We start from the raw sequence: 24,260 nt of genomic DNA, 5'->3' as shown, positions 1-24,260 counted from the left end.
CAGATGTTACCCGTTAGTTGTGTTGTGTGAAGTAGTGGTCTCGTACGCGCCGCCCTGGTAACCACCCTGGTCGCTGTTGTTGTACGCGAGCACCTGCGTCTCATCGTTCTGATCAAGTGATTCACGAATCGCGGTCTGGGCCGCGTGCGGCAGCGTGTGCATGATCTCGCGGACGCGTTCCTTGCGGCGGCGCACGGCCTGACGAACCGGCATGCCGGGGGTCGCCTGCATCTGCGGGATGATGCCCTCGATCTCTTCGGCGCCACCGTGGTGATGGCCACCGTCGAACATCGCCTGCTCGCGCGCCATCTGGGCCTCGTCCTTCTCCTCGGACATGCCGATCGGGCCCTGCATGCGTCCGTTGAGGAACTGCTTGACCACCGGCTCGTCGGAGGTCAGCAGCACCTCGCGCGGGCCGAACATGACCAGCTGGCGGCGGAACATCATGCCGATGTTGTCCGGCACGGTGCGGGCCAGGTTGATGTTGTGCGTGACGATCAGGATGGTGGCGTCGATCTGCGCGTTGATGTCGATCAGCAGCTGGCTGATGTAGGCGGTGCGCACCGGGTCGAGGCCGGAGTCCGGCTCGTCGACGAGGATGATCTGCGGGTCGAGCACGAGGGCACGGGCCAGCCCGGCCCGCTTGCGCATACCGCCGGAGATCTCACCGGGCAGCTTGCCTTCGGCCCCGAGCAGACCGGTCAGCTCCAGCTTCTCCATGACGATCTTGCGAATGTCGGATTCCGACTTCTTCGTGTGCTCACGAAGCGGGAACGCGACATTGTCGAAGAGGTTCATCGATCCGAACAGCGCGCCGTCCTGGAACAGCACGCCGAAGAGCTTGCGGATCTCGTAGAGCTCCTTGTTGGAGCAGGTGGTGATATCGGTGTCGCCGATGTAGATCGAGCCGCGCTCCGGGCGCAGCAGGCCGATCAGCGACTTCAGAAAGACTGACTTGCCGGTACCCGACGGGCCGAGCAAAGCGCTGACCTCGCCGGTCGGCAAGGTCAGGGAGACATCCTGCCAAATTCGCTGGGATCCGAAGGACTTGGTAATGCCTTCGGTTCTGACCTCGACGCCCACGCCAACCTCCACAATTTCTCAGCGAGCTGCCCACCAGCTAACCGCGTGCTCGGTCTCGCGGTGTGTCACGTCACAGTGGGTCGGGCCACTGTATCCCAAGAGCGAGACGGGGCACACCCCAACCTGACTGAAGAGTAACCCCGTTTCATTCGCTATTTCCGGATTGTTGGCGCAGGTCGCCACAAATAGCAAACGGGCGGCCCCCAAAGTGGGGACCGCCCGTCGGCGATGCGGCCTCGAGCATTCGCTCTCGCAAGCGCTCTGAACGGCCGGGGAATTACTTGACCGAGACCTTGGCGCCGGCGTCTTCCAGCTTCGCCTTGGCGGCCTCGGCAGCATCCTTGGCAACCTTCTCCAGGATGGCCTTCGGCGCGCCCTCGACGAGGTCCTTGGCTTCCTTCAGGCCCAGGCCGGAGACGATCTCGCGGACCACCTTGATGACCTGGATCTTCTTGTCGCCCGCACCCTCGAGGATGACGTCGAACTCGTCCTGCTCTTCGACGGCCTCGGCGGCCGCACCCGGGCCGGCCGGACCGGCGACGGCGACCGGAGCAGCGGCGGTGACCTCGAACTTCTCTTCGAACTTCTTGACGAAGTCCGACAGCTCGAGCAGGGTCATGTTGCCGAAGGTCTCCAGCAGTTCGTCAACGTTGGCCATGATGTTGTTCCTTTCGGTAGTTGTTGTCCATGAGGGCGAGCCGCGCGCGATTCACCCGCATGGGGTTATTCAGCGTCAGCGGCAGCGGCGGGTTCGCCACCGGCTTCGGCCTGCTTCTTCTCCACGAGCGCGGCGGCAAGGCGAGCCACCTGCGACGCGGGAGCGTTGAACAGACCGGCGGCCTTCGCCATGTTGCCCTTCATCGCACCGGCCAGCTTGGCCAGCAGGACCTCGCGGGACTCCAGGTCGGCGATCTTCTCGACCTCGGACACGGACAGCGGTGCGCCGTCCATGTAGCCGCCCTTGATGATGAGCGCCTTGTTTTCCTTCGCGAAGGTCTTGAGGGCCTTCGCCGCGGTGACAGGCTCGCCGCTGATGAAGGTGATCGCGGTCGGTCCGACGAACAGGTCGTCGAGGCCTTCCACGCCAGCCTCAGCAGCAGCGCGCTTGACCAGGGTGTTCTTGGCGACGGAGTACGTGGCCTCGGCGCCGAGCGCACGTCGCAGTTCGGTGAGCTTGCCGACCGACAGACCACGGTATTCCGTGACAACGGTGGCAGTCGAGCTCTTGAACTGCTCGGTGATCTCCTCGACCGCGGTAACCTTCTCGGGTTTTGCCATACTTCGCCTCCTCTCTGATGGTCGGTATGTAACCGCCTACCGATCAGGGGGACCGCCGCTTGCGACTGCTTGCAGGTCGCTCGAAAGGGCCAGGCAAAACAAACGCCCCGGACGCAAGGCGTTCCGGGGCGCACACATAACTCACGGCCTCGGTTCTCCCTGCGTGGGCCGCCGGCAATGTCGCCGGACCTTCGACCGAACCCATGCGGGCTCGACGACCAACGGTCTTCGGTAGAACGGATTGGGTAGGAATCGAACTAGTCGATAACTGTTGTCCAATGTACCCGGACCCACCTCCATCTGCCAAAACGGGGTGCGGCTCAGGCGAATTGGGACCATTCAGCGCCCGAATTCATGTGGCATCCGTCACATTCACCCCGCCGGTGTGGCCGAGATCGCGGCTTGAAGGTGTTACCAACGGTGACAGTTACTGTTTGACTGCTGAACTATGGCAACCTCCATAGTCGATCCACCGGTGCTGCTGGAACGACGTAACCAGCGCTTTCTCGCCTTGGCCGTGATCTGCCTCGCCGAGCTGCTAGTCGTCCTGGACAACACCATCGTGAACGTGGCACTGCCCTCGATCGGGGTGCAGCTGCGCACCGGCGTCAGCGGCCTGCAATGGGTCGTCGACGCGTACACCCTCACCTTCGCGGGCCTGTTGCTCGCCTTCGGCAATCTCGGCGACCGCCTCGGCCGCCGCCGGGTGATGATGGTCGGCCTGGTCGGCGTCGGCGCCATGTCGGTGGCGGGCGCGCTGTCCGGCTCGATGGGCGGCGTGATCGCCGCACGCGCCGCGATGGGCGTGTTCGCGGCCGCCGTCTTCCCCGCGACGCTCGCGCTGATCATCAACATCTTCCACGACAAACGCGAACGGGCCCTTGCCATTGCGGCGTGGACCGCGATGGCCGGGTTCGCCATCGCGATCGGCCCGATCTCCGGCGGCTGGCTGCTGGAACACTTCACCTGGCACTCGGTCTTCTGGATCAACGTGCCGCTCGCGCTGGTCGCGCTCGCCGCCACCCTGCTCTGGGTGCCCGAATCGCGCTCCTCGCAGGTCGGCAAGCTCGATCTGCCCGGCATCGGACTGTCCATCGCGGGCATCACGCTGGTGGTCTGGTCCATCATCGAGGCGCCGCGCTTCGGCTGGCTCTCCTCGACGACCCTTGGCACCGGCGGGCTCGGCCTCGCGCTGGTTATCGCGTTCGTCGTCTGGGAATTGCGCACTGCCGCACCGATTCTCGATATGACGCTGTTCCGCAATCGGCGATTCTCGATGCCCGCCTTGTCGATTGCGATCTGCTACTTCTCGATGTTCGGCTTTCTATTCCTCATCACGCAGTATTTCCAAGGGGTGCGTGAATACACGCCGCTCGAATTCGGTATCGCCTCACTGCCTTTCGCGTTCTCGGTGGCGATCGGCGCACCGATTGCCACGTTGCTCGCACAGCGATTCGGGCCGACTCCGGTCATTGTGACCGGCTTGTTGAGTACCGGACTCGGGCTGTATCTGGGTGGTCAGGTGACGGTGGACAGTCCGTATGTCACCGACGTGCTGCCCGCCATGGTGTTCATGGCGCTCGGCGTCGGCATCGTGCAGGGACCGGCCACCGAATCGATCATGGGCTCGCTGCCGCTCAACGAGGCGGGCGCCGGGTCGGCGGTCAACGACACCACCCGCGAGATCGGCGGCACCCTCGGCGTCGCGGTGCTCGGCTCGATCGTGGCCTCGTACTACACGACCAGGATCGCCCCGCGCATCGACGCGCTGCCCGCCAGCCTGATGAACGACAACGAGAAGGGGCTGGTGAAGTCCAGTCCGCTCAGCGTGCTGGAGATCCGCAAGCGCCCGCTTCCCCAGTTCTTCGAGAGCCAGCGCGAAAACCTCATCGTCGCCATGAAAACCGCAGCGCTGGAGGGCTCGCACGCCGCCTCGCTGGTCGCGGCGGCCGCGGTGGTGGTGTGCGCGATCGTGGTGGCGATGTTCCTGCCATGGGGCGTGCCGGAGGGTGAGTCGGTGTTGCTCGGCTGGCGCAAAGCCGGGGAACCCCGAGAGGATTCGACCAGCTGACCGTCCGCGTTCGATGACAGGCCGGGATCGGAGTCGGGTCCCGGCCCGCGTCATGCTCAGACGGCTGCTCTGGCGACCAGGTTGTTCAGTGCTTCGATTGCGCCGCTGCGGAATTCGGCGGTAGCGACCAAGCCGTCCGGTCCGACGTCGTCCCGGCCGACCGGCAGCCGGGCGCAGGTGTCGGGGTCCACGTCGGCGCCCACGTAGCCGAGGACGAGCGCCAAGGTCGCGGCCGCGCCGTCACCGCGGCCGAGCGCGGCCACATTGATCCAGGCGGTCGGCTTCTCGTAGAGATCGGCATTGCCGACGGTCCAGTCGAGCAGGTTCTTCAGGCTGCCCGGCAGCGTGCCCGCGTACTCCGGGGTGCAGAACAGCACCGCGTCGGCCTGCGAAAGCTGTTCGCGCAGTGCGAGAACCGACGGATGTCCGGTGCCGTCGTCGTCCGGGTTGAAGGCGGGCAGGTCGGCGAGGCCATCGAACCACCGCGCCTCGACGCCGTCGGCGGCGAGCGCCTGGACCGTGCGCAAGGCCGCGGAATTGGTCGAGGCACTGCGCGTGCTCCCGGAGATGAGCAGGACAACGGTCACATCAGGGCCAACGATGCCGAGCCCCGAATTAGTCCGATCCCGCAAACGCGCAAGGGCGGGAACGCGATTCGCGTTCCCGCCCTTGCGGATGTACTCAGGTGCTACTTAAGACGCTGGCCCTTTCGAGCGACCTGCAAGCAGTCGCTACGCGTCCTCATCGAGGAGGTTGCGGGTGCGGTTCGGGTCCACCGGGATGCCCGGTCCGGTGTTCGTCGAAACCGTCACCTTCTTGACGTAGCGGCCCTTGGCGGTCGACGGCTTCACACGCAGGATCTCCTCCAGCGCGGCGCCGTAGTTCTCCACCAGCGCGGCATCGGCGAAGGAGGCCTTGCCGATGACGAAGTGCAGGTTGGCCTGCTTGTCGACGCGGAAGTTGATCTTTCCGCCCTTGATCTCGTTGACGGCCTTGGTCACGTCGTTGGTGACCGTGCCCGTCTTCGGGTTCGGCATCAGGCCACGCGGTCCGAGAACACGCGCGATCCGGCCGACCTTGGCCATCTGGTCCGGGGTGGCGATCGCGGCGTCGAATTCGAGCCAGCCGCCCTGGATCCGCTCGATCAGGTCCTCGGCGCCGACGGCGTCCGCACCGGCGGCCTCGGCCTCGGCGGCCTTCTCGCCGGCTGCGAACACGATGACGCGGGCGGTCTTACCGGTGCCGTGCGGCAGGTTGACCGTGCCACGAACCATCTGGTCCGCCTTACGGGGATCGACGCCGAGACGGACGGCGACCTCGACGGTCGCGTCGGTCTTGGTGGTCGCGGTCTCCTTGGCCAGCCGCGCGGCGGCGAGCGGGGAGTACAGCGCGTCGCGATCGACCTTCTCGGCCGCGGCGAGATACGCCTTGCTTCGTTTTGCCATGATTCTCTGTCCTTAGTTTCTGGTTTCAGCCGTGGTTATCGGGCCTGGCCGGCCCTCCCACCTGGAGCTAGGTAGCTCAGCCTTCGACGGTGATACCCATCGAACGAGCGGTACCCGCGATGATCTTCGCCGCCTGGTCGATGTCCTTGGCGTTCAGATCTTCGGCCTTGGTCTTGGCGATCTCCCGGACCTGGTCCATGGTGATCTTCGCGACCTTGGTCTTGTGCGGCTCAGCCGAACCCTTCTGCACACCGGCGGCCTTGAGCAGCAGCCGAGCGGCGGGCGGGGTCTTCAGCTTGAAGTCGAACGAGCGATCTTCGTAGACCGAGATCTCGACCGGGATGACGTTGCCACGCTGCGACTCGGTCGCGGCGTTGTACGCCTTGCAGAACTCCATGATGTTCACGCCGTGCTGACCGAGCGCCGGACCCACCGGAGGGGCGGGGTTCGCCTGGCCGGCCTGGATCTGAAGCTTGATGATCCCGGCGAGCTTCTTCTTCTTGGGGGGCATCTTTCTTTCCTAGGTGTCTGTTTTCCTTGCTCTTTGCAAGTCCTGGTGAATCAACCCGTGGTCCGGGCCGATTCATTCCGTCGAGGACGGAACGTCTTAGATCTTCGCGACCTGGGTGAAGCCGAGCTCCACCGGGGTCTCGCGGCCGAAGATCGACACGAGCACCTTGAGCTTCTGCTGCTCGGCGTTGACCTCGGAGATGCTGGCGGGCAGCGTCGCGAAGGGGCCGTCCATCACGGTGACCGACTCGCCGACCTCGAAGTCGACCTCGATGGTCGGCTTGGACACCGACTCGGTGCCGGAATCGCCCGAGCCCGCGGCACCGGCGGCGGCAGGCGCCTTCTTCTGCTGGGCGGCGGGGACGAGGAACTTCACCACGTCGTCGATGGACAGCGGCGACGGACGCGAGGTGGCGCCGACAAAGCCGGTGACACCGGGGGTGTTGCGCACCGCGCCCCACGACTCGTCGTTGAGTTCCATCCGGACCAGGATGTAGCCGGGCAGCACCTTGCGGTTGACGTTCTTGCGCTGGCCGTTCTTGATCTCGGTGACCTCTTCGGTCGGCACCTCGACCTGGAAGATGTACTCCTCCAGGTCCAGGTTCTGCACGCGGGTCTCGAGGTTGGCCTTCACCTTGTTCTCGTAACCGGCGTAGGAGTGGATGACGTACCAGTCACCGGGGGCACGACGCAGCGCGGACTTCATCTCCGCGACCGGGTCGGCAGGCTCTTCGTCGATCGGAGCGGCGTCGGCAGCGGCCTCGTCTTCGGTCTCCGACTCGGCGACCTCGGCGTCAGCGGCTTCCTCGGAGTCCACGTCCTCGGAGTCTTCGACGGTCGCGGCGTCTTCGGTCGTGGGATCCACCACCGCGTCCTCGACCGGGAACTCTTCGTTTGTGTCGTTCTCCGGGGTGCTCACTGGGGCACTCGCTTCCTGTGTCGTCACGTACATCCTCTGCGTGCCGGGGCCGGGCGCAAGGCGGAACTACTCCGCCCGGTCCGCCCCGGGGATCGGCCGCCTTCGGCGCGTTTCTACTAGCCGAACAGCCAGTTGACACCCTTGATGAACGCGATATCCAACCCGCTGATGAACGCGACCATGAAAATCACGAACACCAGAACAACGCTCGTATAGGTGACCATCTGCTTCCGGTTGGGCCAGATCACCTTGCGCAGTTCCGCGACTACTTCACGCAGGAACTTGATCAAACGCTTGAACGGATTACGCGTTCCGCGTTCGGCCCGATCGGTCTTGGCTGCCCTGCGCGACGTAGGTCGATCCAGAGTGGCGATCGAACCCGTGTCGGACGACGCGCTGCGAGTCCGCCGAGCGGTTCGCTTGCCACTCGGACGAGCGCCTCCGGCGGTGTCATCGCCGTCGTCGGTCGCATGTGCGCCCAGGCGATCTTCCCGCTCGCTCACGTCGATCCCTTTCGTCGCTGGCATGCCGGTTCTTTCGAGCGACCTGCAAGCAGTCGCTACGGAAGGCAGGGGCGACAGGACTTGAACCTGCAACCTGCGGTTTTGGAGACCGCTGCTCTGCCAGTTGAGCTACGCCCCTTCGGTTGGAACCATGCCGGCTTTCCAACCACTGTTCGGTATTCAGTTGTTCAGTTCTGGTGCCACACAACACGCGCGCCACTCCGGCAGTTGCCGGCCCCTCGGCGAATCCGTGCGGATTCGCTTGGAACCAGCCCTACAGAGCAGCGCGCAGCGGCTGGTGACCCCAGAAATCTGAGTGTACGTTACCGCCCGCGTCGTTAGCCAATCAGGGTCAAGCGACCAGGTCAGGCCAGTTGGACGGTTGCCGTCGCGCGCCCGAAGATCTTGCGCCCCGCCGACTTCGCCACGATGGCGACGACCGCGGTCCGCGTCTCCGGATCCACGGACTTCACCTTACCGGTGTATTCGATCTCGGCGGCCTCATCGGTCCCCACATAGACGGGACTGGTGAAGCGGACGTTGTACTCCTTGACCGCGCCGGGATCGCCTACCCAGGAGGTGACGAAGCCGCCGCCGAGGCCCATGGTGAGCATGCCGTGCGCGACCACGTCTTCCAGGTCGACGAGCTTGACGACCTCGTCGCTCCAGTGGATCGGGTTGGCATCGCCGGAGACACCGGCATAGTTCACCAGGTCACCGCGGGTCAGCCGGACGATGCGGCTGGGCAGTTCGTCGCCTGCCGCGATGTCGTCGAAGTTGATGGCGCGCTTGCTCGGCGCGACCTCGGGCACCTTGGCGGCGACCACGGGGGCCGGGGCGTTGGCGCGCGGGCGATGGTCCGGTGCGTCCTCGCCGATGCCGTGCATCAGCACGTTGCGGACCACGTCGTTGAGATTCGGGTCGATATCGCCGCCGCTGCGGCCGATCAGCGTGGTGTAGGTGGTGAGCACCAGCTCGTCGTTCTGCGCGGTGACGATGTTCTTGGTGACGATGATGTCGCCGCCGAAGGCCTGCCGGAACGAGTGCAGGTAGACGTCGCAGACCAGCTGGTCGCCGACCTTGATCGGCCGGTGGAATTCCAGGATCTGGTCGGTCTGCAGGATCTGGCTCAGGTCGTAGCCGGTGACAATCTGCTCGAAGAGCTTGCGCTGGGCCAGAATGCCGACCAGGGAGATGAAGGTCAGCGGCGCGAGCAGGCCGTCATAGCCGTACTCCTGCGCCAGGTCCTCGTCCCAGTGCACCGGGTGGTAGTCCTGCACAGCGCGCGCGTATTCGCGCACCTTCTCGCGGCCGACCTCGTAGTAGTCGTCGACGCGGTAGTGGTGACCAACCATCGAGGCCGCGTGTGCTGCGGGGTCGAAGTTCTCGACCGCCTGAACCGCTTCATCTGTACCGGTGTTGATTGTCACGGGTGGACTGTACCTATCTGACCCCGATATCCGGAGCCGGCGGAGCGTCTACTACCGCGCTACTCGTCCGAGAAATGCGTCAGGGCCGGACAAACGTCCGGCCCTCGCACTGTCACGATCCGAGATTGTCGAGAACGATCAAGCTCTCGACGCCGATCCACGCGGCAGCATCACGCGTGGCGGACTAGCGGGATTCTTTATGTCCCCGGTGCGTGCCGCAGTTCGGGCAGAACTTCTTGAGTTCCAGCCGATCCGGGTCGTTGCGCCGGTTCTTCTTGGTGATGTAGTTGCGGTGCTTGCACTCTTCGCAGGCCAAGGTGATCTTTGGCCGGACATCGGTGGACTTCGCGGCCACGATATTCCTTCTTTCGGGTCAACCAGTTGGTCTGATCGGTTTGGTAGCGATGGCCGGACTTGAACCGGCGACACAACGATTATGAGTCGTTTGCTCTACCGACTGAGCTACACCGCCACGGGGTCGCATTGCTGTAGTGCCGCGCCCGGCCCCACCAGAGTGGGAACTATATGCGATGCCGAGTCGGTCACCACCGGCAATCCGGCGAGCCCCCTAACGGAATCGAACCGTTGACCTTTTCCTTACCATGGAAACGCTCTACCGACTGAGCTAAGGGGGCATGACTACTTTCGCACCAGGCTCTGAACTCCCGACCCCGGCGCGGCGAAGTCTTGAACGAGGTTACACACCCAAGGGTCAGAGCTCCAAACCGGGTGGTCAGAAGCCTTTTTCGGAGGGCGATCCGGCACTTGGCGAGCACGAGAGCCTGCGACCGGCAGGCGGCAACGAAAAACCCCCGCAGATCAGAACTTCGATCTGCGGGGGTCTCCGGTGGCAGATGTAGGATTCGAACCTACGTAGGTTTTCACCGACGGATTTACAGTCCGCTCCCATTGGCCGCTCGGGCAATCTGCCGTGCACTGAGTGCGGAGAGCAGAATACAACGGACCCGCACCCTGAATGCAAACCGGCTGGCCATCGGCCATGCGGCGGGACTACGGTCGCGCTCCGGGGTACAACTAACGGTGACCGATCAACCGGTCGAGCGAGCAGTTGGACCGCCAGGACAGGAGCGAAGTGTGGCCGATTCGTCATTCGATGTCGTCAGCAAGGTCGAACGTCAGGAGGTCGACAACGCGCTGCATCAGGCGGAGAAGGAGCTGACCACCCGCTACGACTTCCGCAACACCGGTGCGGCCATCGAGTGGTCCGGCGAGGACAAGATCGTGCTGACGGCGGAGGCCGAGGAGCGGGTCAAGGCGGCGTTGGATGTGTTCAAGGAGAAGCTGATTCGCCGCGACATCTCGCTCAAGGCGTTCGACGCCGGCGAGCCGGTCGCGTCCGGCAAGACCTACAAGATCACCGGAACGCTGGTGCAGGGCATCGACACCGAGCACGCGAAGAAGATCACCAAGAAGATCCGCGACGAGGGCCCCAAGGGCGTCAAGGCGCAGATCCAGGGTGAAGAACTTCGGGTGAGCAGCAAGAAGCGCGACGATCTGCAGGCGGTGATCTCGCTGTTGAAGGGCGAGGATTTCGGCATCGCCCTGCAGTTCGTCAACTACCGATAGCGAGCTCGCGGGTACCGACGATGTCGACCGAAGAGCAACGGGGCGGGATCGGCGTCGACGCGGGGATCCGCACGCTGCTGCTGCTCATGCCACGGGTTGTCGGGCGCGCCAAGCGATTACGAGTCCCGGACGCACTCCGGGAGTTCGCGCTCGCGCCCCGGCACCTGTCGCTGCTGGCGATCCTGGTTTTCGAGGGTCCGAAGACGGTGAACGACCTCGCCGCGCGCCTGGAAGTCGCGCCGACGACGGTGAGCTCGATGGTGAGCGAACTGAGTCGCGACGGGCTGCTGGAGCGCACCGCGGACGACCGCGACCGTCGCCGCACGATCGTGGGAATCGCTGCGGCACATACGGATTCGATCAACGAATGGCTCGGCGGCAGCGCCCGCGCGTGGCGCAGAGTGCTCGAACCGCTGACGCCGCAACAGCGGCAGCTGTTCGTCGACACCTTCCGTGCGTTCGAGGAAGAACTCGCCGCCGAAAACCCTCAGTAATTCTTCGGGCCGCCGGCCATTTCCTCGAGGCGAGCGATGCGCTCGGCCATCGGCGGATGGGTGGAGAACCAGCGGGCGGCGCGCTCACCCGCGCGAAACGGGTTGGCGATCATCAGGTGTGACTGCGCGGTCAATTGCGGCTCAGGCGGCAAGGGGGCGGCCTGCACGCCGCGCTCCAGCTTGCGCAGGGCCGAGGCGAGGGCGAGCGGGTCGCCGGTGAGTTCGGCGCCGGACTGGTCCGCCTGGAATTCGCGGGAGCGGGAGACGGCCAGCTTGATCAGGCTCGCGGCGATCGGGCCGAGCAGCGAGACGAGCAGCACGCCGAGCATGTTCGGGCCCTCGCCGTTGCGGTTGCCGCCGAACGCGGACGCGAAGAAGGCCAGGTTGGCCAGGCCGGAGATGACCGCGGCGAGCGCGCCGGCGACCGAGGAGATCAGGATGTCGCGGTTGTAGACGTGCGATAGCTCGTGGCCGAGCACCGCGCGTAGCTCGCGCTCATCGAGGATCTGCAGGATGCCGCTGGTACAGCAGACCGCGGCGTGCCGTGGACTGCGGCCGGTGGCGAAGGCATTGGGCGCGTTGGTCGGACTGATGTAGAGCCGCGGCATCGGCTGGCGCGCGGTGGTCGCCAGCTCGCGCACGATCCGGTAGATCACCGGCGCCTCCAGCTCGCTGACCGGCTGCGCGTGCATGGCCTTCAACGCGAGCTTGTCGCTGTTGAAGTACGCATACGCGTTCATGCCGACCGCCAGCACGATGGCGATGATCAGGATCGTCGGACTGCGGAACAGCGCACCGGCGAACACGATCAACGCCGAAAGGCCGATCATCAACCCGAACGTCTTCAGTCCGTTCGCATACCCGTGCCCGTGCATACGTCTCCTTTGCCCACTCCCCGATCGTTGAGTGTTGACAACAGGTCAACGATAGGAGCACGAACCAAAGTTCCTGCTCGAGTCAGCCGACACGCTCGATCGTGTAGCGAACCAGGTGTTCGAGGGCGTCGTTGGCCGGTCCCGCGGGCAAGGCGGAGAGTTCGGCGTGCGCGATATCGGCGTAGCCCTGCAGCTTCTCCTTGGCCAGCACCATGCCGCGCGAGCGGGACAGCAGGTCGAGCGCCTCTTCCACCTCCGCGTCGGTCTGCAGCGGATTGGCGAGCAGCTTGCGCAGGCGGTCGCCCTCGGTGCCCTCGTCACGCAGCGCGTACAGCACCGGCAGGGTGTGCACGCCCTCGCGCAGGTCGGTGCCGGGGTTCTTGCCGGACTGCTCGGCGGCCGAGGAGATGTCGATGATGTCGTCGGAGATCTGGAAGGCGGTGCCGACCGCGTCGCCGAGCCGGGCCAGCCGCTCGACGTGCTCGAGGCTCGCGCCCGAGAAGGTGCCGCCGAATCGACCGGCGGCCGCGATGAGCGAGCCGGTCTTTTCCCAGACGACGCGCAGGTAGTGCTCGACCGGGTCCTGGGATTCGCGGGCGCCCATGGTCTCGCGCATCTGGCCGGTGACCAGTTCGGCGAAGGTTTCGGCGATGATCCGCACGGCATCCGGGCCGAGGGTCGAGGTGAGCCGCGATGCGTGCGCGAACAGATAGTCGCCCGCGAGGATCGCGATGTTGTTGCCCCAGCGGGAATTCACGCTCGGGGCGCCGCGGCGCATGGTGGCCTCGTCCATCACGTCGTCGTGGTACAGCGTCGCCAGGTGCACGAGTTCCACGACGGTGCCCGCGGTGATCAGCGCGGGATCGGTCGGGCGCGGGCCGAGCTGGCCGGTGAGGATGGTGAACAGCGGACGGAACCGCTTGCCGCCGGCCTTGGCCAGGTGCAGCGCCGCCTCCTGCAGGAATTCCTCGCCGTCGGACAGCTCGGTGACCAGGAGCTTCTCGACCTCTTCCAGGCCGTTGCGCACGGTTGCCGCGAGCTCGACGTCGACGAGGTCGACCCCGGCCACCACCGTGCTCTCGTCCTTCACAGCCGATGTGCTCATTTCTTCTCCCACCGATCCGTCCGACCCCACGATAGAGAACCTAGCGTGTCCCCAGCCGATGGCCCATGAACACCATCACTATGCGGTGTATCAGACACTTTTGCACGTCACCGTCCGCGCGCCTCGCCACGCCGCGTCGCCGGTGACGCGCCCACCGTCGACACGAACAAGATTGCCCTGCAAGTATTGGGACCATGGGTTCACCGGAAGTCACCCCCGCGAGCGGGGACGCGCTGCCCGCCACGGCCGAGGTGCTCGTGATCGGCGCGGGCCCGGCCGGCTCGGCGTCGGCGGCCTGGGCCGCGCGGGCCGGTCGCGACGTGGTGCTGCTCGACTCCGCCGTCTTCCCCAGGGACAAGACCTGCGGCGATGGGCTGACCCCGCGCGCGACGGCCGAAATGGAACACCTCGGCCTCGGCGACTGGCTGCGCGCACACACCGTCAACCACGGCCTGCGGATGACCGGTTTCGGCAGGGAGGCGCTGCTGCCGTGGCCCTCAGGTTCCTTCCCGACCTACGGAAGTGCCGTTCCCCGAACCGAACTCGACGACAAGCTGCGCGAGACCGCGATGAAGTCCGGCGCGCGGATGATCGACGGCACGAAGGTGGTCGATGTCACGCGGGATGGCGACCGCGTCACGGGTGTGATCGTGCGGACAGCGGCGGGTACGCACACCATCGAGTGCGCGACGCTCGTCGTCGCCGACGGCGTGCGCTCGCCGATCGGACGGCTGCTCGGCCGCACCTGGCATCGGCAGTACGCGTACGGCACGGCGGCCCGCGCCTACATCAAGTCCGGCCGCAGCGACGACCAGTGGATCACCTCGCATCTCGAACTGCGCGACGCCGACGATGCGCTGGTCCCCGGCTACGGGTGGGTGTTCCCGCTCGGCAACGGTGAGGTCAACATCGGGGTCGGATCGCTGGCCACCGAGAAACGGCCGTCGCATACCGCGTTGAAGCCGCTGCTGGAGCACTACACGAAGCAGCGCTTCGACGAGTGGGAGTTCGAGGGTTCGTTGCGCGCGGTGGCCTCGGCGCTGTTGCCGATGGGCGGCGCGGTGTCGAATGTGGCGGGACGCAACTGGGTGCTGGTCGGCGATGCCGCGGGTTGTGTGAATCCGTTGAACGGCGAGGGCATCGATTACGGCCTGGAGGGCGGGCACATGCTGGCCGGGCTGCTCGACGAGCCGGACCTCACCCGCGTCTGGCCCGAACTGCTGCGCGCGAAGTACGGCCGCACCTTCTCGGTGGCGCGCCGGATCGCCGGTCTGGCCACCCATCCGCGGATGGTGCCGGTCGGCGGGCCGCCGGTGATGCGGTCGAAGTACCTGCAGCGCACGGCGGTTCGGGTGATGGGCAATCTGGTCACCGACGAGGACGTGGACCTGACCGCGCGGGCGTGGCGGGCGGCCGGGCGGATGTCGATGCGCAGCGACGACCTGCCGCCCTTTTCCTGACGCCAGGACCTGCGGTTTCCCGGATGCGCCCGGCGGTAGGCTGATGCTTGCCTTGCCCACGCGACGACGGGTTATCGACTATGGGCGGACAACAAGGTGGCTTGCCCGCGCTGTATTTGCTGCCGCATCTGCGGCGGGCGCGCGATCTCGCGGATCGACAGTATGCCGACCCGCTGCGTCTCGATGAATTAGCCGCTGCCGCAGGGGTTTCCAAATATCACTTCCTGCGGGCGTTCGCCGCGGTGTACGGGCTGACGCCGGCCGCGTATCTGGCGGAGCGGCGGATCGAGCGCGCGCAGGATCTGCTGCGCTCGTCCAATGTCACGGTCACCGAGGTGTGCATGCTGGTCGGGTACAGCAGCCTCGGTTCGTTCAGCAGCAAATTCCGTCAGCTGGTCGGCGTCACGCCCTCGGCGTATCAGGCGAAATTCGCCGACGGGGCGCCGCGCATTCCCGGGTGTTATGTGTTCATGCACGGCCTCAGCGACCGCAAACGGGACGGCTGAGATCGCGCAATTTCGGAGAAGCCACCCGGCACCGCCCGCCCATAGCCTGGTCGCATGACAACGATCACGAACGTCTCCCTGGTCACCGTGTACGTCACCGACCAGGACGAGGCCAAGCAGTGGTACGTCGACAAGCTGGGTTTCGTCGAGGTCACTGATATCACCATGGGCGACAACGGGTTCCGCTGGGTCACCGTCGCGCACCCGGCGCATCCGGAGCTCGAGGTGACGTTGATGGTCCCCGGTCCGCCACTGGACGACAACCTGGCCGACGCCATCCGCCGCGCGCTCGCGAACGGCACGCACGGCGCGCTCGGGCTGCGCACCGAGAATTGCCAGCAGACCTTCGAGGAGCTCACCGCGAAGGGTGTGGAGTTCGTCCAGCCGCCCGCGGACCGGCCCTACGGCACCGAGGCGATCATCCGGGACAACTCCGGGAACTGGCTGGTGCTGGTGGAGCAGAAGGACTACTCCCCCGCGGCCTTCGAGTAGTGGAGGGGCCCGCCGTCCCGGCGCAGACCGGGACGGCGGGGCAGTGCCTAGTTCAGGCAGACCTGTGCCGAATCAGGCAGGGCCTCGACTGGATCAGGCAGTCGCCTGTGCGGCGACCCACTCCTCGATGAACGTGCGCTCGCTGTTGAGCACGCGATGATGCAGCTGCTCGGCCAGCGGTTCGATGGCGCCGCCGACCACCGGCACCTTGACCTGCACGGTGCCGACCACCTCGATCTCGGAGCCCTCTGCGGTCGAACGCATTTCGTAGGTGCCCGACATCTCGGTGGCGATGCCGGTGGTCGCGCCCTCGAACGAGCCCTTGGCGACCTCGCCGGCCAACGCTGCCCAGTTATCGGTGCGCTCGAGAGTGAGCTGGCTCTTCAGCACCTTGCTCACCACGCTCGGAATCTTGTCCTCGGAAGCCTTTTCGGTCATGTGGATGCGGATGGTGTCCGCACCGTCGGGATGGGAAAGGTCCAGTGTCGCGGTCGCGGCGTCGGCGAAACGGGCCTGCCAGACCTTGTCGTCGGTAAGTGCCCGGTGAAGATCTTCGACCGGGACGGCATAAGGCACGGTGAAGCTGAATTTTCGGGACATGCGCGACACCGTATCCGAGTCGGTCGGTAGCCTGTTGCAGTGTTGGAAACCACCCAGTCTGATCGGCGGTCGATCCGCCTGCGGCGGGCCAGGATCGGCGTGCTCACGGCGGCGGCGGTGGTCAGCGTGCTCGTCGTGCTGCTGGTGTGCGCGGCCTGGCGCAACGACTACCTGATCAGCTCGGACAAGGGTGTGGCCAGCGCCGAGGTGCTCTCCGCGGGGCGGCTGCGCTCGGCGGTCATGTACGTGACCCCGGACGGGGAGACCCACAATCCGAAGGTCGGCGTGCTGTATCCGACCAATCTCACCGCGGGTGAGCGCATCCGGGTCGAGTACAACCGCGCCGATCCCGATCTGGTGCGGGTGGAGGGACGCGATGTCCGCGTTGCCATTCCACCCGCCCTGTCGGTGATCGTGGTGGTGTGGTTGATCGCGTTGCCGACGCTGTGGCTGCTGGCCCGGCTAGGCAGGCGACGCCCGAAATCGAGCTGAACTACTGGCGGTCGGCCCGAGGAGTTCGCTCGATCTTTAGGTTTCCTTAACGCCCGTGTGGGGGCACGGCGCGCTGCGGCGGTCACCCTGAGAGGGTGCGTGTAGCGATCGTTGCGGAGTCGTTTCTGCCGAATATGAACGGCGTGGTCAACTCGGTGCTGCGGGTGGTCGAACACTTGGACCGGCACGGCCACGACGCGCTGATCATCGCCCCGGACACCACGCGCGGGTTGCCGCCCGCCGCGCGCTGGCACGAGCGGTTCCGGGTGCACCGGGTGCCCGCGGTGATGGTGCCGAAGATCAGTTCGCTGCCGGTGGGGCTGCCGCAGCCCGGCATCGTCTCGGCCATCGAGGAATTCGACGCGGACGTGGTGCATCTGGCCTCGCCGTTCCTGCTCGGGGCCGGCGGACTCGCGGCGGCGATGCGGTTGGACCTGCCGACGGTGGCGGTGTATCAGACCGATGTCGCGGGATTCGCCAAGAGCTATGGGCTGGCGCTGGCCAGCCGGGCGGCGTGGGCCTGGACGCGACGCATCCACGAGGGTGCGACCAGGACGCTGGCGCCGTCCCGGGCGGCCGCGGACGACCTGGCGCAGCACGGCATTCCGCGCGTGCACCGCTGGGGCCGTGGCGTGGACATCGACCGGTTCAACCCGGCCGCACGCCGCACGGAACTGCGCGACTCCTGGCTCGACGGCGACAAGCTGGTGGTCGGCTTCGTCGGACGACTCGCGCCGGAGAAGCACGTCGAGCGGCTCGCAGTGCTCGGCAACAACCCGGACATCCAGTTGGTGATCGTCGGGGACGGGCCGGAACGGGACCGGCTCGCGCGGATGATGCCGACCGCCGTGTTCACCGGCGAGCTCGGCGGCGACACCCTGGCCCAGGCGTACGCGAGCCTGGACGTGATGGTGCACGCGGGCGAGCACGAAACCTTCTGCCAGGGCGTACAGGAGGCGCTGGCCTGCGGCATCCCGGTGATCGGCCCGGACGCGGGCGGCCCGCGCGACCTGATCGCGCACTGCCGCAACGGCTATCTGCTCCCGGTCGACCGTTTCACCGAACTGCTGCCGAGTGCCGTTGCGGCACTGCATGATCCGGTGCTGCGGGCCCGATTCGCCGGTGCCGCACGCAAATCGGTGCTGCACCGCACCTGGCCCGCCATCTGCACCGAGCTGATGGGGCACTACGCGGACGTGACCGGCACCCGAATGCGGCTTCCGCATACGGCATAACGGACGCGGCTCGACCAGGCTTCGATGTGATCGAGCGATCTCCGTACCTGGCTCGGCACGCCGCACCGTGGACGTTAGGGTCAGGCGTGGCTAAAACAGAATCGACCAGAGCCTCGCTCGACAAGCAGCCGCATGAGGTTGCGTCGATGTTCGACGGTGTCGCGAAACGGTACGACCTGACCAACACTGTGATCTCCGGTGGTCAGGATCGCTACTGGCGCTGGTCGGTGCGCAAGGCGCTGGCGCCCCGGCCGGGCGAGCGGGTGCTCGACCTCGCGGCGGGTACCGGGGTGTCCACGCTCGATCTGGCGAAGTCCGGCGCCTGGTGCCTGGCCGCCGACTTCTCCCAGGGCATGCTGGCCGCGGGTAAGCACCGCAAGGTGCCGATGGTGGCGGCCGATGCGATGGCACTGCCGTTCGCGGACGAATCGTTCGACGCGGTGACCATTTCCTACGGTCTGCGCAATGTCGCCGATCCGGACACCGCGCTGCGCGAGATGCTGCGGGTGACCAAGCCGGGCGGCCGGCTGGTCATCGCCGAGTTCTCCACGCCGATCGTGCCGGGTTTCCGGACGGTGTACATGGAATATCTGATGAAGGCGCTGCCGAAGGTGGCCCGCGCGGTCAGCAGCAATCCCGACGCGTATGTCTATCTCGCGGAATCGATTCGGGCCTGGCCGAACCAGCGGCAACTGGCGCTGCGGATCGCCGACACCGGGTGGTCCTCGGTGAAGTGGCGTAATCTCACGGGCGGGATCGTCGCGTTGCACCGGGCCTACAAGCTCGGCTGACCAGCGATCTCCGTCACACCTCACCGACCGCTTTTGTGCTGGTGAGGGTCATTGTCATCTGTCGATAACGCGGGGTAAACCCGCCGAAATCGGCGATGACCATGATCGGGGGCATGGTGGACGCTGGCACAAAACCCGCGGACGGCACCGCACGGACGGCCTGCTCGTACTGCGGCGTCGGTTGCGGCATCACGGTGCAGACCCGGGCGGGCGCCGACGGGGCGCCGGTCATCGCGAAGGTCAGCGGTGACAAGCTGCATCCGGCGAACGCGGGCAGGCTGTGCACCAAGGGCGCCACCCACCTGGAACTGATGCGCACGCCCGGCCGGATGGAGACCGCGTACCGACGGCCCGAACGTGGTCGGGAACCAGTGCCGGTGCCGGTCGACGACGCGGTGCGCGAGGCGGCCGATCGACTGCGCGCGATCCTGGACGAGCACGGACCCGACGCGATCGCGGTGTACGTCTCCGGGCAGATGTCGCTCGAGGCGCAATACCTGGCCACCAAGCTGGCCAAGGGCTATCTGCGGACCGTGCACATCGAGGCCAATTCGCGGCTGTGCATGGCGAGCGCGGGCACCGGATACAAGCAATCGCTGGGCGCGGACGGTCCGCCCGGTTCCTACGACGACTTCGAGCACGCCGATCTGTTCTTCGTGATCGGCGCGAACATGGCCGACTGTCACCCGATTCTGTACTTGCGCATGGCCGATCGGCTCAAGGCAGGCGCGAAGTTGATCGTCGTCGATCCGCGGCGCACCGACACCGCGGCCCGCGCCGACCTGTTCCTGCAGATCGCGCCGGGCACCGACCTGGCGCTGCTGAACGGTCTGCTGCACCTGCTCGTCGAAAACGGTGACATCGACCGGGATTTCATCGCCGAGCACACCGAGGGCTGGGACGGGATGGCCGAGTTCCTCGGCGACTATCCACCCGCGAAGGTCGCCGAGATCACCGGGCTCGCCGAGGCCGATATCCGTACTGCCGCACGGTGGATCGGTGCGGCGGGCGAATGGATGTCGCTGTGGACGATGGGACTCAATCAGTCCACCCACGGCACCTGGAATACCAACGCGATCTGCAATCTGCACCTGGCGACCGGCGCCATCAGTCGGGTCGGCAGCGGGCCGTTCTCGCTGACCGGGCAGCCGAACGCGATGGGCGGGCGGGAAATGGGCTACATGGGCCCCGGCCTGCCCGGCCAGCGCAGCGTGCTCTCCCCCGCCGACCGCGCCTTCGTCGAAACCGCGTGGGGACTCACGCCCGGCACGGTGCGCGACGAGGTGGGGCCGGGCACCATCGAGATGTTCCGCGAACTGGCCGCAGGCAAGATCAGGGCGGCCTGGATCATCTGCACGAATCCCGTTGCCACCGTGGCCAACCGCAAGACGGTGCTCGACGGGCTGGAGGCCGCCGAGTTGGTGATCGCCCAGGACGCCTACACCGAGACCGCCACCAATGCCTACGCCGACCTGCTGCTGCCCGCGACGCTGTGGGCCGAAGCCGATGCGGTGATGGTGAATTCGGAGCGCACCGTCACCTTGCTGCAGCGTTCCGTCGATCCGATCGGCGACGCGCGCCCGGATTGGCTGCTGATCGCCCAGGTGGCCACCGCGATGGGTTTCGCCGGATTCGAGTTCGGCTCCAGCGCCGAGGTTTTCGCCGAGATCAAGCGGTTCGCCAATCCGGTCACCGGATATGACCTGCGCGGCATGGACTTCGAGCGGCTCGAGGACGGCCCGATGCAGTGGCCTTGTCCGGATAGCGCGCGCTCGCGCAATCCGATTCGCTACGTCAACGATGGTGTCAGTCAGAATCTGTATATCGACGCGGACGGCCGTCAGCCGCGACTGGCGTTCGCCACGCCCAGCCGACGGGCCGTGTTCTGGCCGCGCCCGCACCTGCCGCCGGAAGAAATGCCCGACGACGACTTCCCGTTCCTGCTCAATACCGGCCGGCTGCAGCATCAATGGCACACCATGACCAAGACCGGCAAGATCGACAAGCTGAACAAGATCACCGGGCAGCCGTTCGTCGAGGTGCATCCGGCCGACGCCGAACGGCTCGGAGTGCGAGCGGGCGATCAGCTCGAAATCGCTTCGCGACGTGGGCGGGCCGTGCTGGGCGTACAGATCAGCGACCGGGTCCGGCCCGGCGATTGCTTCGCGCCGTTCCACTGGAACGACGAGCACGGCGAGTATCTGACGATCAACGCGGTCACCAACGACGCCGTCGATCCGGCCTCGCTGCAACCGGAGTTCAAGGCCTGCGCGGTCTCGCTGCGCCGGGTAGCCGTACCCGAGGCCGATCCGCCGGAAGCGCCCGCGGTGCCGACGCCCGCACAGGCCACGGCGCACCCGTTGGCCGCGGCGTTCGGGTTGGATGCGGCCGCGACGCCGATGCTCACCGAGGCCGAGCGGATCTATCTCAGTGGATATCTGGCGGCGCTACAGGCGATTCCGGTGACCGGGCTGCCCGTGCTGCCCGCCGCCGCGCCGATGTCCGCGCAGAGCAGGCTGTGGATCGACGGCGTGCTGGCCGGCATGTACTCCCGCGCCGCCGCAGCTCCCGATGCGCCGCCAGCGCACTCGGTGACCGTGCTGTGGGCATCGCAGACCGGGTCCGCGGAAGAACTCGCGGCGACGGTCGCCGCACGGCTGGCCGAATGTGGTTTCGCGCCAAGGCTGCTCGACATGGACTCATGCGCGGTCGACGGGCTCGCCGGTGACGTACTGGTGATCAGCAGCACGTTCGGCGACGGCGGGCCGCCGGACAACGGCGCCGACTTCTGGAACCGGCTCGACGGCAACGCGATTCAGCTCACCGGCGTGCGCTACGCGGTATTCGCGCTCGGCGACTCCTCCTATGACGACTTCTGTGGGCACGGCCGTAGATTGGACGAGAAGTTCGCGGAATACGGTGCGACGCGGCTGCTTCCGCGCGTCGACAGCGAACCCGACTTTCAGGAGCCCGCCGAGCGCTGGCTCGACGCGGTCGTGGCCGTGCTCGGCGAGTCGATGGAAGGCGATGCGCCGGAACATGATCCGAGCCCACCGCCGCAGGATCGGACGGCCCGCACCCGCAGCAGCACCATGACGGCGGTGCTCACCCGCGCCGCCGCCCCCGCACCGGGCCGCGCCCGCCGGGAGATCGCGCCGTTCACCCGGCAGGCGCCGGTCCTCGCGCCGCTGGTGCGCAACGAATCGCTCACCCTCGGCAGCTCGGCGAAAGAGGTGCGGCAGTTCGGCTTCGACCTGCGCGGGCTGGAAGCCGACTACGAGGTGGGTGATTCGCTCGGCGTCTGGCCGACCAACGACACGGTGCTGGTGCACGAATGGCTCGCCTGCACGGGACTGGACGGACGCCGGGTCATCGAGCTCGACGATCGGGAACTGTCGCTGGGCGAGGCGCTGCGCACGCACTACGACATCAGCAAGGTGAGCAACGACCTGCTCACCTTCATCGCGGAGCGCAATCCGAACGTCCGGCTGGCGAAGCTGCTGCGCCGGGACAATCGCAACGAGCTCGATAACTATCTGTGGGACCGGCAGGCCGTGGACGTGCTGCGCGACTTCCCGGTGCGGGCCGATCTGGTCGACTGGCTCGGCACGCTGAAAAAGCTGCAGCCGCGCCAATATTCGATCTCGTCGAGCCCGCTGGTCAGCCCCGGCGAAGTGCAACTGACCGTCGGCATCGTGCGCTACGGCGATCCGGCCGCCACCGGCTCCGCGGCCCGCCGCGGCGGCGTCTGCTCGACCTTCCTCGCCGACCGGGCGGGCACCGCGCCCGCCGCGGTGCCGATCTTCCTGCAGCGGGCACCGCACTTCCGCCCGCCCGCCGACCCGGCGGCACCGATGATCATGGTCGGCCCGGGCACCGGCATCGCGCCGTTCCGCGGCTTCCTGCACGAGCGCCGGGAACTCGGCTGCGCCGGCCGCAACTGGCTGTTCTTCGGCGAACAGCACGCCGCCCGAAACTTCTACTACCGCACCGAACTCGAAGACATGTTCCGCTCCGGCTTCCTCACCCGCTTGGACCTGGCCTTCTCCCGCGATCAACGCGAGCGAATCTACGTGCAGCACCGGATGATCGAGCACGGCGCCGAACTCTGGTCCTGGCTCGCCGACGGCGCGCACCTCTACATCTGTGGCGACGCAACGAGAATGGCGAAGGACGTGGACGACGCGCTGCTGCGCATCGCCCGCGTCCACGGCAACCTCGATGAAGCGGGTGCCCTCGCCTTCCGTAAACAGCTTGTCGCGCAAAAGCGCTACGTCCGCGACGTCTACTAGCTACACCGCAGGCGGGTTCAAGCGGGTGAAGTCGCCGAGGCGGTAGTACGGGTAGTAGGGATAGGGCGGGGTGGTGGCACTGGCCTTGTCCAGGCGGGCGACCTGGTCGGTGGTGAGCTCCCAGCCGATGGCGCCGAGGTTCTGGCGTAGCTGGTCCTCGTTGCGCGCGCCGATGATGACGGTGGACACGGTGGGGCGGCGCAGCAGCCAGTTGAGCGCGATCTGCGGCACGGTCTTGCCGGTTTCTGCGGCGAGTTCGTCCAGCACATCGACCACGTCATACAGCTTCTCGTCATCGACCGGCGGGCCCGCCTCGGCGGTTTGGTGCAGGCGGCTACCTTCCGGAAGCGGTTGGCCCCGGCGGATTTTGCCGGTGAGCCGACCCCAGCCGAGCGGGCTCCAGACGACAGCGCCGACGCCCTGGTCCTGACCGAGCGGCATGAGCTCCCACTCGTAGTCGCGACCGACCAGCGAGTAGTACACCTGGTGCGCGACGTAGCGGGTCAGGCCGTGCTTGTCCGCGGCGGCAAGGGATTTCATCAGCTGCCAGCCGGCGAAGTTGGAGGCGCCGAGATAGCGGATCTTGCCCGCGCGGACCAGATCATCCAGTGCGGCAACAACTTCCTCGACCGGGGTGCCCGCGTCGAACGCGTGCAGCTGGAACAGGTCGATGTAGTCGGTGCCGAGCCTGCGCAGCGCGGCCTCCACCGCGCCGATCAGCCTGGCCCGCCCGGAACCGGCCTGCGTCGGACTCGGGCCGGTGGGCAGCGACGCCTTGGTGGAGATGAGCAGCTGATCGCGCCTGCCCTTGATCGCCGCGCCGAGCACCTCCTCGGAGGCGCCGTCGGAGTAGACGTCGGCGGTGTCGAACATGGTGACGCCCGCCGCCAGGCTGATGTCGACCAGTCGCCGCGCCTGCTCGGCATCGGTGTCACCCCAGGCGCTGAAAAGCTCGCCGCGTCCGCCGAACGTGCCCGCGCCGAAGCTCAGGGCCGGAACGTGCAGACCTGATGCGCCGAGCCGCCGATACTCCATGTTGACCCCTAAGGGGTCTATAGTTCCGTTAACACGCCGAACGGTACACCCTTTCGG

At 66.6% G+C, this 24,260-nt stretch carries 24 protein-coding genes and 4 tRNA genes; 10 read left to right on the top strand and 18 right to left on the bottom strand.

All coding sequences use genetic code 11. The features are described 5' to 3' along the window. Positions 1-6: 6 nt before the first annotated feature. From ACIBK2_RS29275 to rplJ, 3 genes are all read right to left on the bottom strand, one after another. Positions 7-1,083, bottom strand: a complete 1,077-nt coding sequence (locus ACIBK2_RS29275) for an ABC transporter ATP-binding protein (protein ID WP_379291766.1) — start codon at positions 1,081-1,083, stop codon at positions 7-9. A gap of 277 nt (positions 1,084-1,360) precedes the next feature. Continuing rightward, entirely contained in the window at positions 1,361-1,741 is a 381-nt protein-coding gene (rplL, locus tag ACIBK2_RS29270; RefSeq protein ID WP_396971698.1) for a 50S ribosomal protein L7/L12, read from the bottom strand. A 65-nt stretch (positions 1,742-1,806) separates the two neighbouring features. Beyond that, positions 1,807-2,361, bottom strand: coding sequence for a 50S ribosomal protein L10 (gene rplJ, locus ACIBK2_RS29265; protein WP_396971696.1), 555 nt, complete (start codon positions 2,359-2,361; stop codon positions 1,807-1,809). Positions 2,362-2,809: 448 nt separating this feature from the next. Here rplJ and ACIBK2_RS29260 point away from each other — a divergent pair, with 448 nt between their 5' ends. Continuing rightward, entirely contained in the window at positions 2,810-4,432 is a 1,623-nt protein-coding gene (locus tag ACIBK2_RS29260) for an MFS transporter (protein ID WP_396971695.1), read from the top strand. 56 nt (positions 4,433-4,488) lie between these two features. Here ACIBK2_RS29260 and ACIBK2_RS29255 read toward each other — a convergent pair whose 3' ends face one another. The 11 genes from ACIBK2_RS29255 to ACIBK2_RS29205 all read right to left on the bottom strand — a co-directional run bounded on the left by ACIBK2_RS29255 (position 4,489) and on the right by ACIBK2_RS29205 (position 10,170). Next, on the bottom strand, positions 4,489-5,019 hold the full coding sequence (locus ACIBK2_RS29255; protein WP_396971693.1) for an NADPH-dependent FMN reductase: 531 nt from the start codon (positions 5,017-5,019) through the stop codon (positions 4,489-4,491). 144 nt (positions 5,020-5,163) lie between these two features. Then, complete coding sequence (rplA, locus tag ACIBK2_RS29250) at positions 5,164-5,877, bottom strand: 50S ribosomal protein L1 (RefSeq protein WP_357385565.1); 714 nt, start codon at positions 5,875-5,877, stop codon at positions 5,164-5,166. Between the two features lie 76 nt (positions 5,878-5,953). Beyond that, positions 5,954-6,388 carry a 50S ribosomal protein L11 gene (gene rplK / locus ACIBK2_RS29245; protein WP_150399757.1) on the bottom strand — a complete coding sequence of 145 codons (435 nt, stop codon included), beginning with the start codon at positions 6,386-6,388 and terminating at the stop codon, positions 5,954-5,956. Positions 6,389-6,484: 96 nt separating this feature from the next. Continuing rightward, positions 6,485-7,306, bottom strand: coding sequence for a transcription termination/antitermination protein NusG (gene nusG, locus ACIBK2_RS29240; protein WP_396971983.1), 822 nt, complete (start codon positions 7,304-7,306; stop codon positions 6,485-6,487). Positions 7,307-7,422: 116 nt separating this feature from the next. Beyond that, entirely contained in the window at positions 7,423-7,833 is a 411-nt protein-coding gene (gene secE / locus ACIBK2_RS29235; protein WP_396971690.1) for a preprotein translocase subunit SecE, read from the bottom strand. Positions 7,834-7,875: 42 nt separating this feature from the next. Then, positions 7,876-7,948, bottom strand: a tRNA-Trp gene (locus ACIBK2_RS29230). Between the two features lie 226 nt (positions 7,949-8,174). Further along, entirely contained in the window at positions 8,175-9,233 is a 1,059-nt protein-coding gene (locus ACIBK2_RS29225; RefSeq protein WP_396971981.1) for a fused (3R)-hydroxyacyl-ACP dehydratase subunits HadA/HadB, read from the bottom strand. A gap of 190 nt (positions 9,234-9,423) precedes the next feature. Beyond that, entirely contained in the window at positions 9,424-9,594 is a 171-nt protein-coding gene (rpmG, locus tag ACIBK2_RS29220) for a 50S ribosomal protein L33 (RefSeq protein WP_150399758.1), read from the bottom strand. Positions 9,595-9,635: 41 nt separating this feature from the next. Then, positions 9,636-9,711, bottom strand: a tRNA-Met gene (locus ACIBK2_RS29215). Positions 9,712-9,801: 90 nt separating this feature from the next. Next, a tRNA-Thr gene (locus tag ACIBK2_RS29210) sits at positions 9,802-9,874 on the bottom strand. A gap of 213 nt (positions 9,875-10,087) precedes the next feature. Further along, positions 10,088-10,170, bottom strand: a tRNA-Tyr gene (locus ACIBK2_RS29205). A gap of 164 nt (positions 10,171-10,334) precedes the next feature. Here ACIBK2_RS29205 and ACIBK2_RS29200 point away from each other — a divergent pair. Next, positions 10,335-10,826 (top strand): YajQ family cyclic di-GMP-binding protein, encoded by a 492-nt coding sequence (locus ACIBK2_RS29200; protein WP_357385561.1) that lies wholly within the window; start codon positions 10,335-10,337, stop codon positions 10,824-10,826. 20 nt (positions 10,827-10,846) lie between these two features. Then, positions 10,847-11,320: a MarR family winged helix-turn-helix transcriptional regulator gene (locus ACIBK2_RS29195; RefSeq protein ID WP_396971689.1), complete on the top strand. Its 474-nt coding sequence runs from the start codon at positions 10,847-10,849 to the stop codon at positions 11,318-11,320. Here ACIBK2_RS29195 and htpX read toward each other — a convergent pair. Both htpX and ACIBK2_RS29185 read right to left on the bottom strand, forming a co-directional pair. After that, positions 11,314-12,195 carry a zinc metalloprotease HtpX gene (gene htpX, locus ACIBK2_RS29190; protein WP_396971688.1) on the bottom strand — a complete coding sequence of 294 codons (882 nt, stop codon included), beginning with the start codon at positions 12,193-12,195 and terminating at the stop codon, positions 11,314-11,316. The two genes, ACIBK2_RS29195 and htpX, sit on opposite strands and share 7 nt — an antisense overlap. 82 nt (positions 12,196-12,277) lie before the next feature. Beyond that, complete coding sequence (locus ACIBK2_RS29185) at positions 12,278-13,300, bottom strand: polyprenyl synthetase family protein (RefSeq protein ID WP_396971686.1); 1,023 nt, start codon at positions 13,298-13,300, stop codon at positions 12,278-12,280. Positions 13,301-13,494: 194 nt separating this feature from the next. Here ACIBK2_RS29185 and ACIBK2_RS29180 point away from each other — a divergent pair, with 194 nt between their 5' ends. The 3 genes from ACIBK2_RS29180 (at position 13,495) to ACIBK2_RS29170 (ending at position 15,758) form a co-directional block, all read left to right on the top strand. Further along, the gene (locus tag ACIBK2_RS29180; protein ID WP_396971685.1) at positions 13,495-14,760 is read left to right on the top strand and encodes a geranylgeranyl reductase family protein; all 1,266 of its coding nucleotides are present in this window, start codon (positions 13,495-13,497) and stop codon (positions 14,758-14,760) included. Between the two features lie 80 nt (positions 14,761-14,840). Further along, a complete protein-coding gene (locus ACIBK2_RS29175) occupies positions 14,841-15,266 on the top strand; it encodes a helix-turn-helix transcriptional regulator (protein ID WP_396971684.1) in 426 nt (141 codons plus the stop codon). 54 nt (positions 15,267-15,320) lie between these two features. After that, positions 15,321-15,758, top strand: coding sequence for a VOC family protein (locus ACIBK2_RS29170; protein ID WP_396971682.1), 438 nt, complete (start codon positions 15,321-15,323; stop codon positions 15,756-15,758). Positions 15,759-15,851: 93 nt separating this feature from the next. Here ACIBK2_RS29170 and ACIBK2_RS29165 read toward each other — a convergent pair whose 3' ends face one another. Beyond that, a complete protein-coding gene (locus ACIBK2_RS29165) occupies positions 15,852-16,358 on the bottom strand; it encodes a DUF2505 domain-containing protein (RefSeq protein WP_396971680.1) in 507 nt (168 codons plus the stop codon). Positions 16,359-16,397: 39 nt separating this feature from the next. Here ACIBK2_RS29165 and ACIBK2_RS29160 point away from each other — a divergent pair, with 39 nt between their 5' ends. The 4 genes from ACIBK2_RS29160 to ACIBK2_RS29145 all read left to right on the top strand — a co-directional run bounded on the left by ACIBK2_RS29160 (position 16,398) and on the right by ACIBK2_RS29145 (position 23,168). Beyond that, positions 16,398-16,850 (top strand): DUF3592 domain-containing protein, encoded by a 453-nt coding sequence (locus ACIBK2_RS29160; RefSeq protein WP_379291088.1) that lies wholly within the window; start codon positions 16,398-16,400, stop codon positions 16,848-16,850. Positions 16,851-16,945: 95 nt separating this feature from the next. Further along, positions 16,946-18,085: a glycosyltransferase family 4 protein gene (locus tag ACIBK2_RS29155; RefSeq protein ID WP_396971678.1), complete on the top strand. Its 1,140-nt coding sequence runs from the start codon at positions 16,946-16,948 to the stop codon at positions 18,083-18,085. Positions 18,086-18,171: 86 nt separating this feature from the next. Then, a complete protein-coding gene (locus tag ACIBK2_RS29150) occupies positions 18,172-18,876 on the top strand; it encodes a demethylmenaquinone methyltransferase (RefSeq protein ID WP_396971676.1) in 705 nt (234 codons plus the stop codon). 113 nt (positions 18,877-18,989) lie between these two features. Beyond that, positions 18,990-23,168, top strand: a complete 4,179-nt coding sequence (locus tag ACIBK2_RS29145) for a molybdopterin-dependent oxidoreductase (RefSeq protein ID WP_396971674.1) — start codon at positions 18,990-18,992, stop codon at positions 23,166-23,168. Here the strand turns inward: ACIBK2_RS29145 and ACIBK2_RS29140 are convergent, their stop codons facing one another. Beyond that, a complete protein-coding gene (locus ACIBK2_RS29140; RefSeq protein ID WP_396971672.1) occupies positions 23,169-24,203 on the bottom strand; it encodes an aldo/keto reductase in 1,035 nt (344 codons plus the stop codon). Positions 24,204-24,260: the final 57 nt, after the last annotated feature.

Origin of the sequence: Nocardia sp. NPDC050175, assembly GCF_044459885.1 — a bacterium.
In the GTDB taxonomy this organism is placed as follows: Bacteria; Actinomycetota; Actinomycetes; order Mycobacteriales; family Mycobacteriaceae; genus Nocardia.
This window is presented reverse-complemented; position numbering and strand designations above follow the sequence as displayed.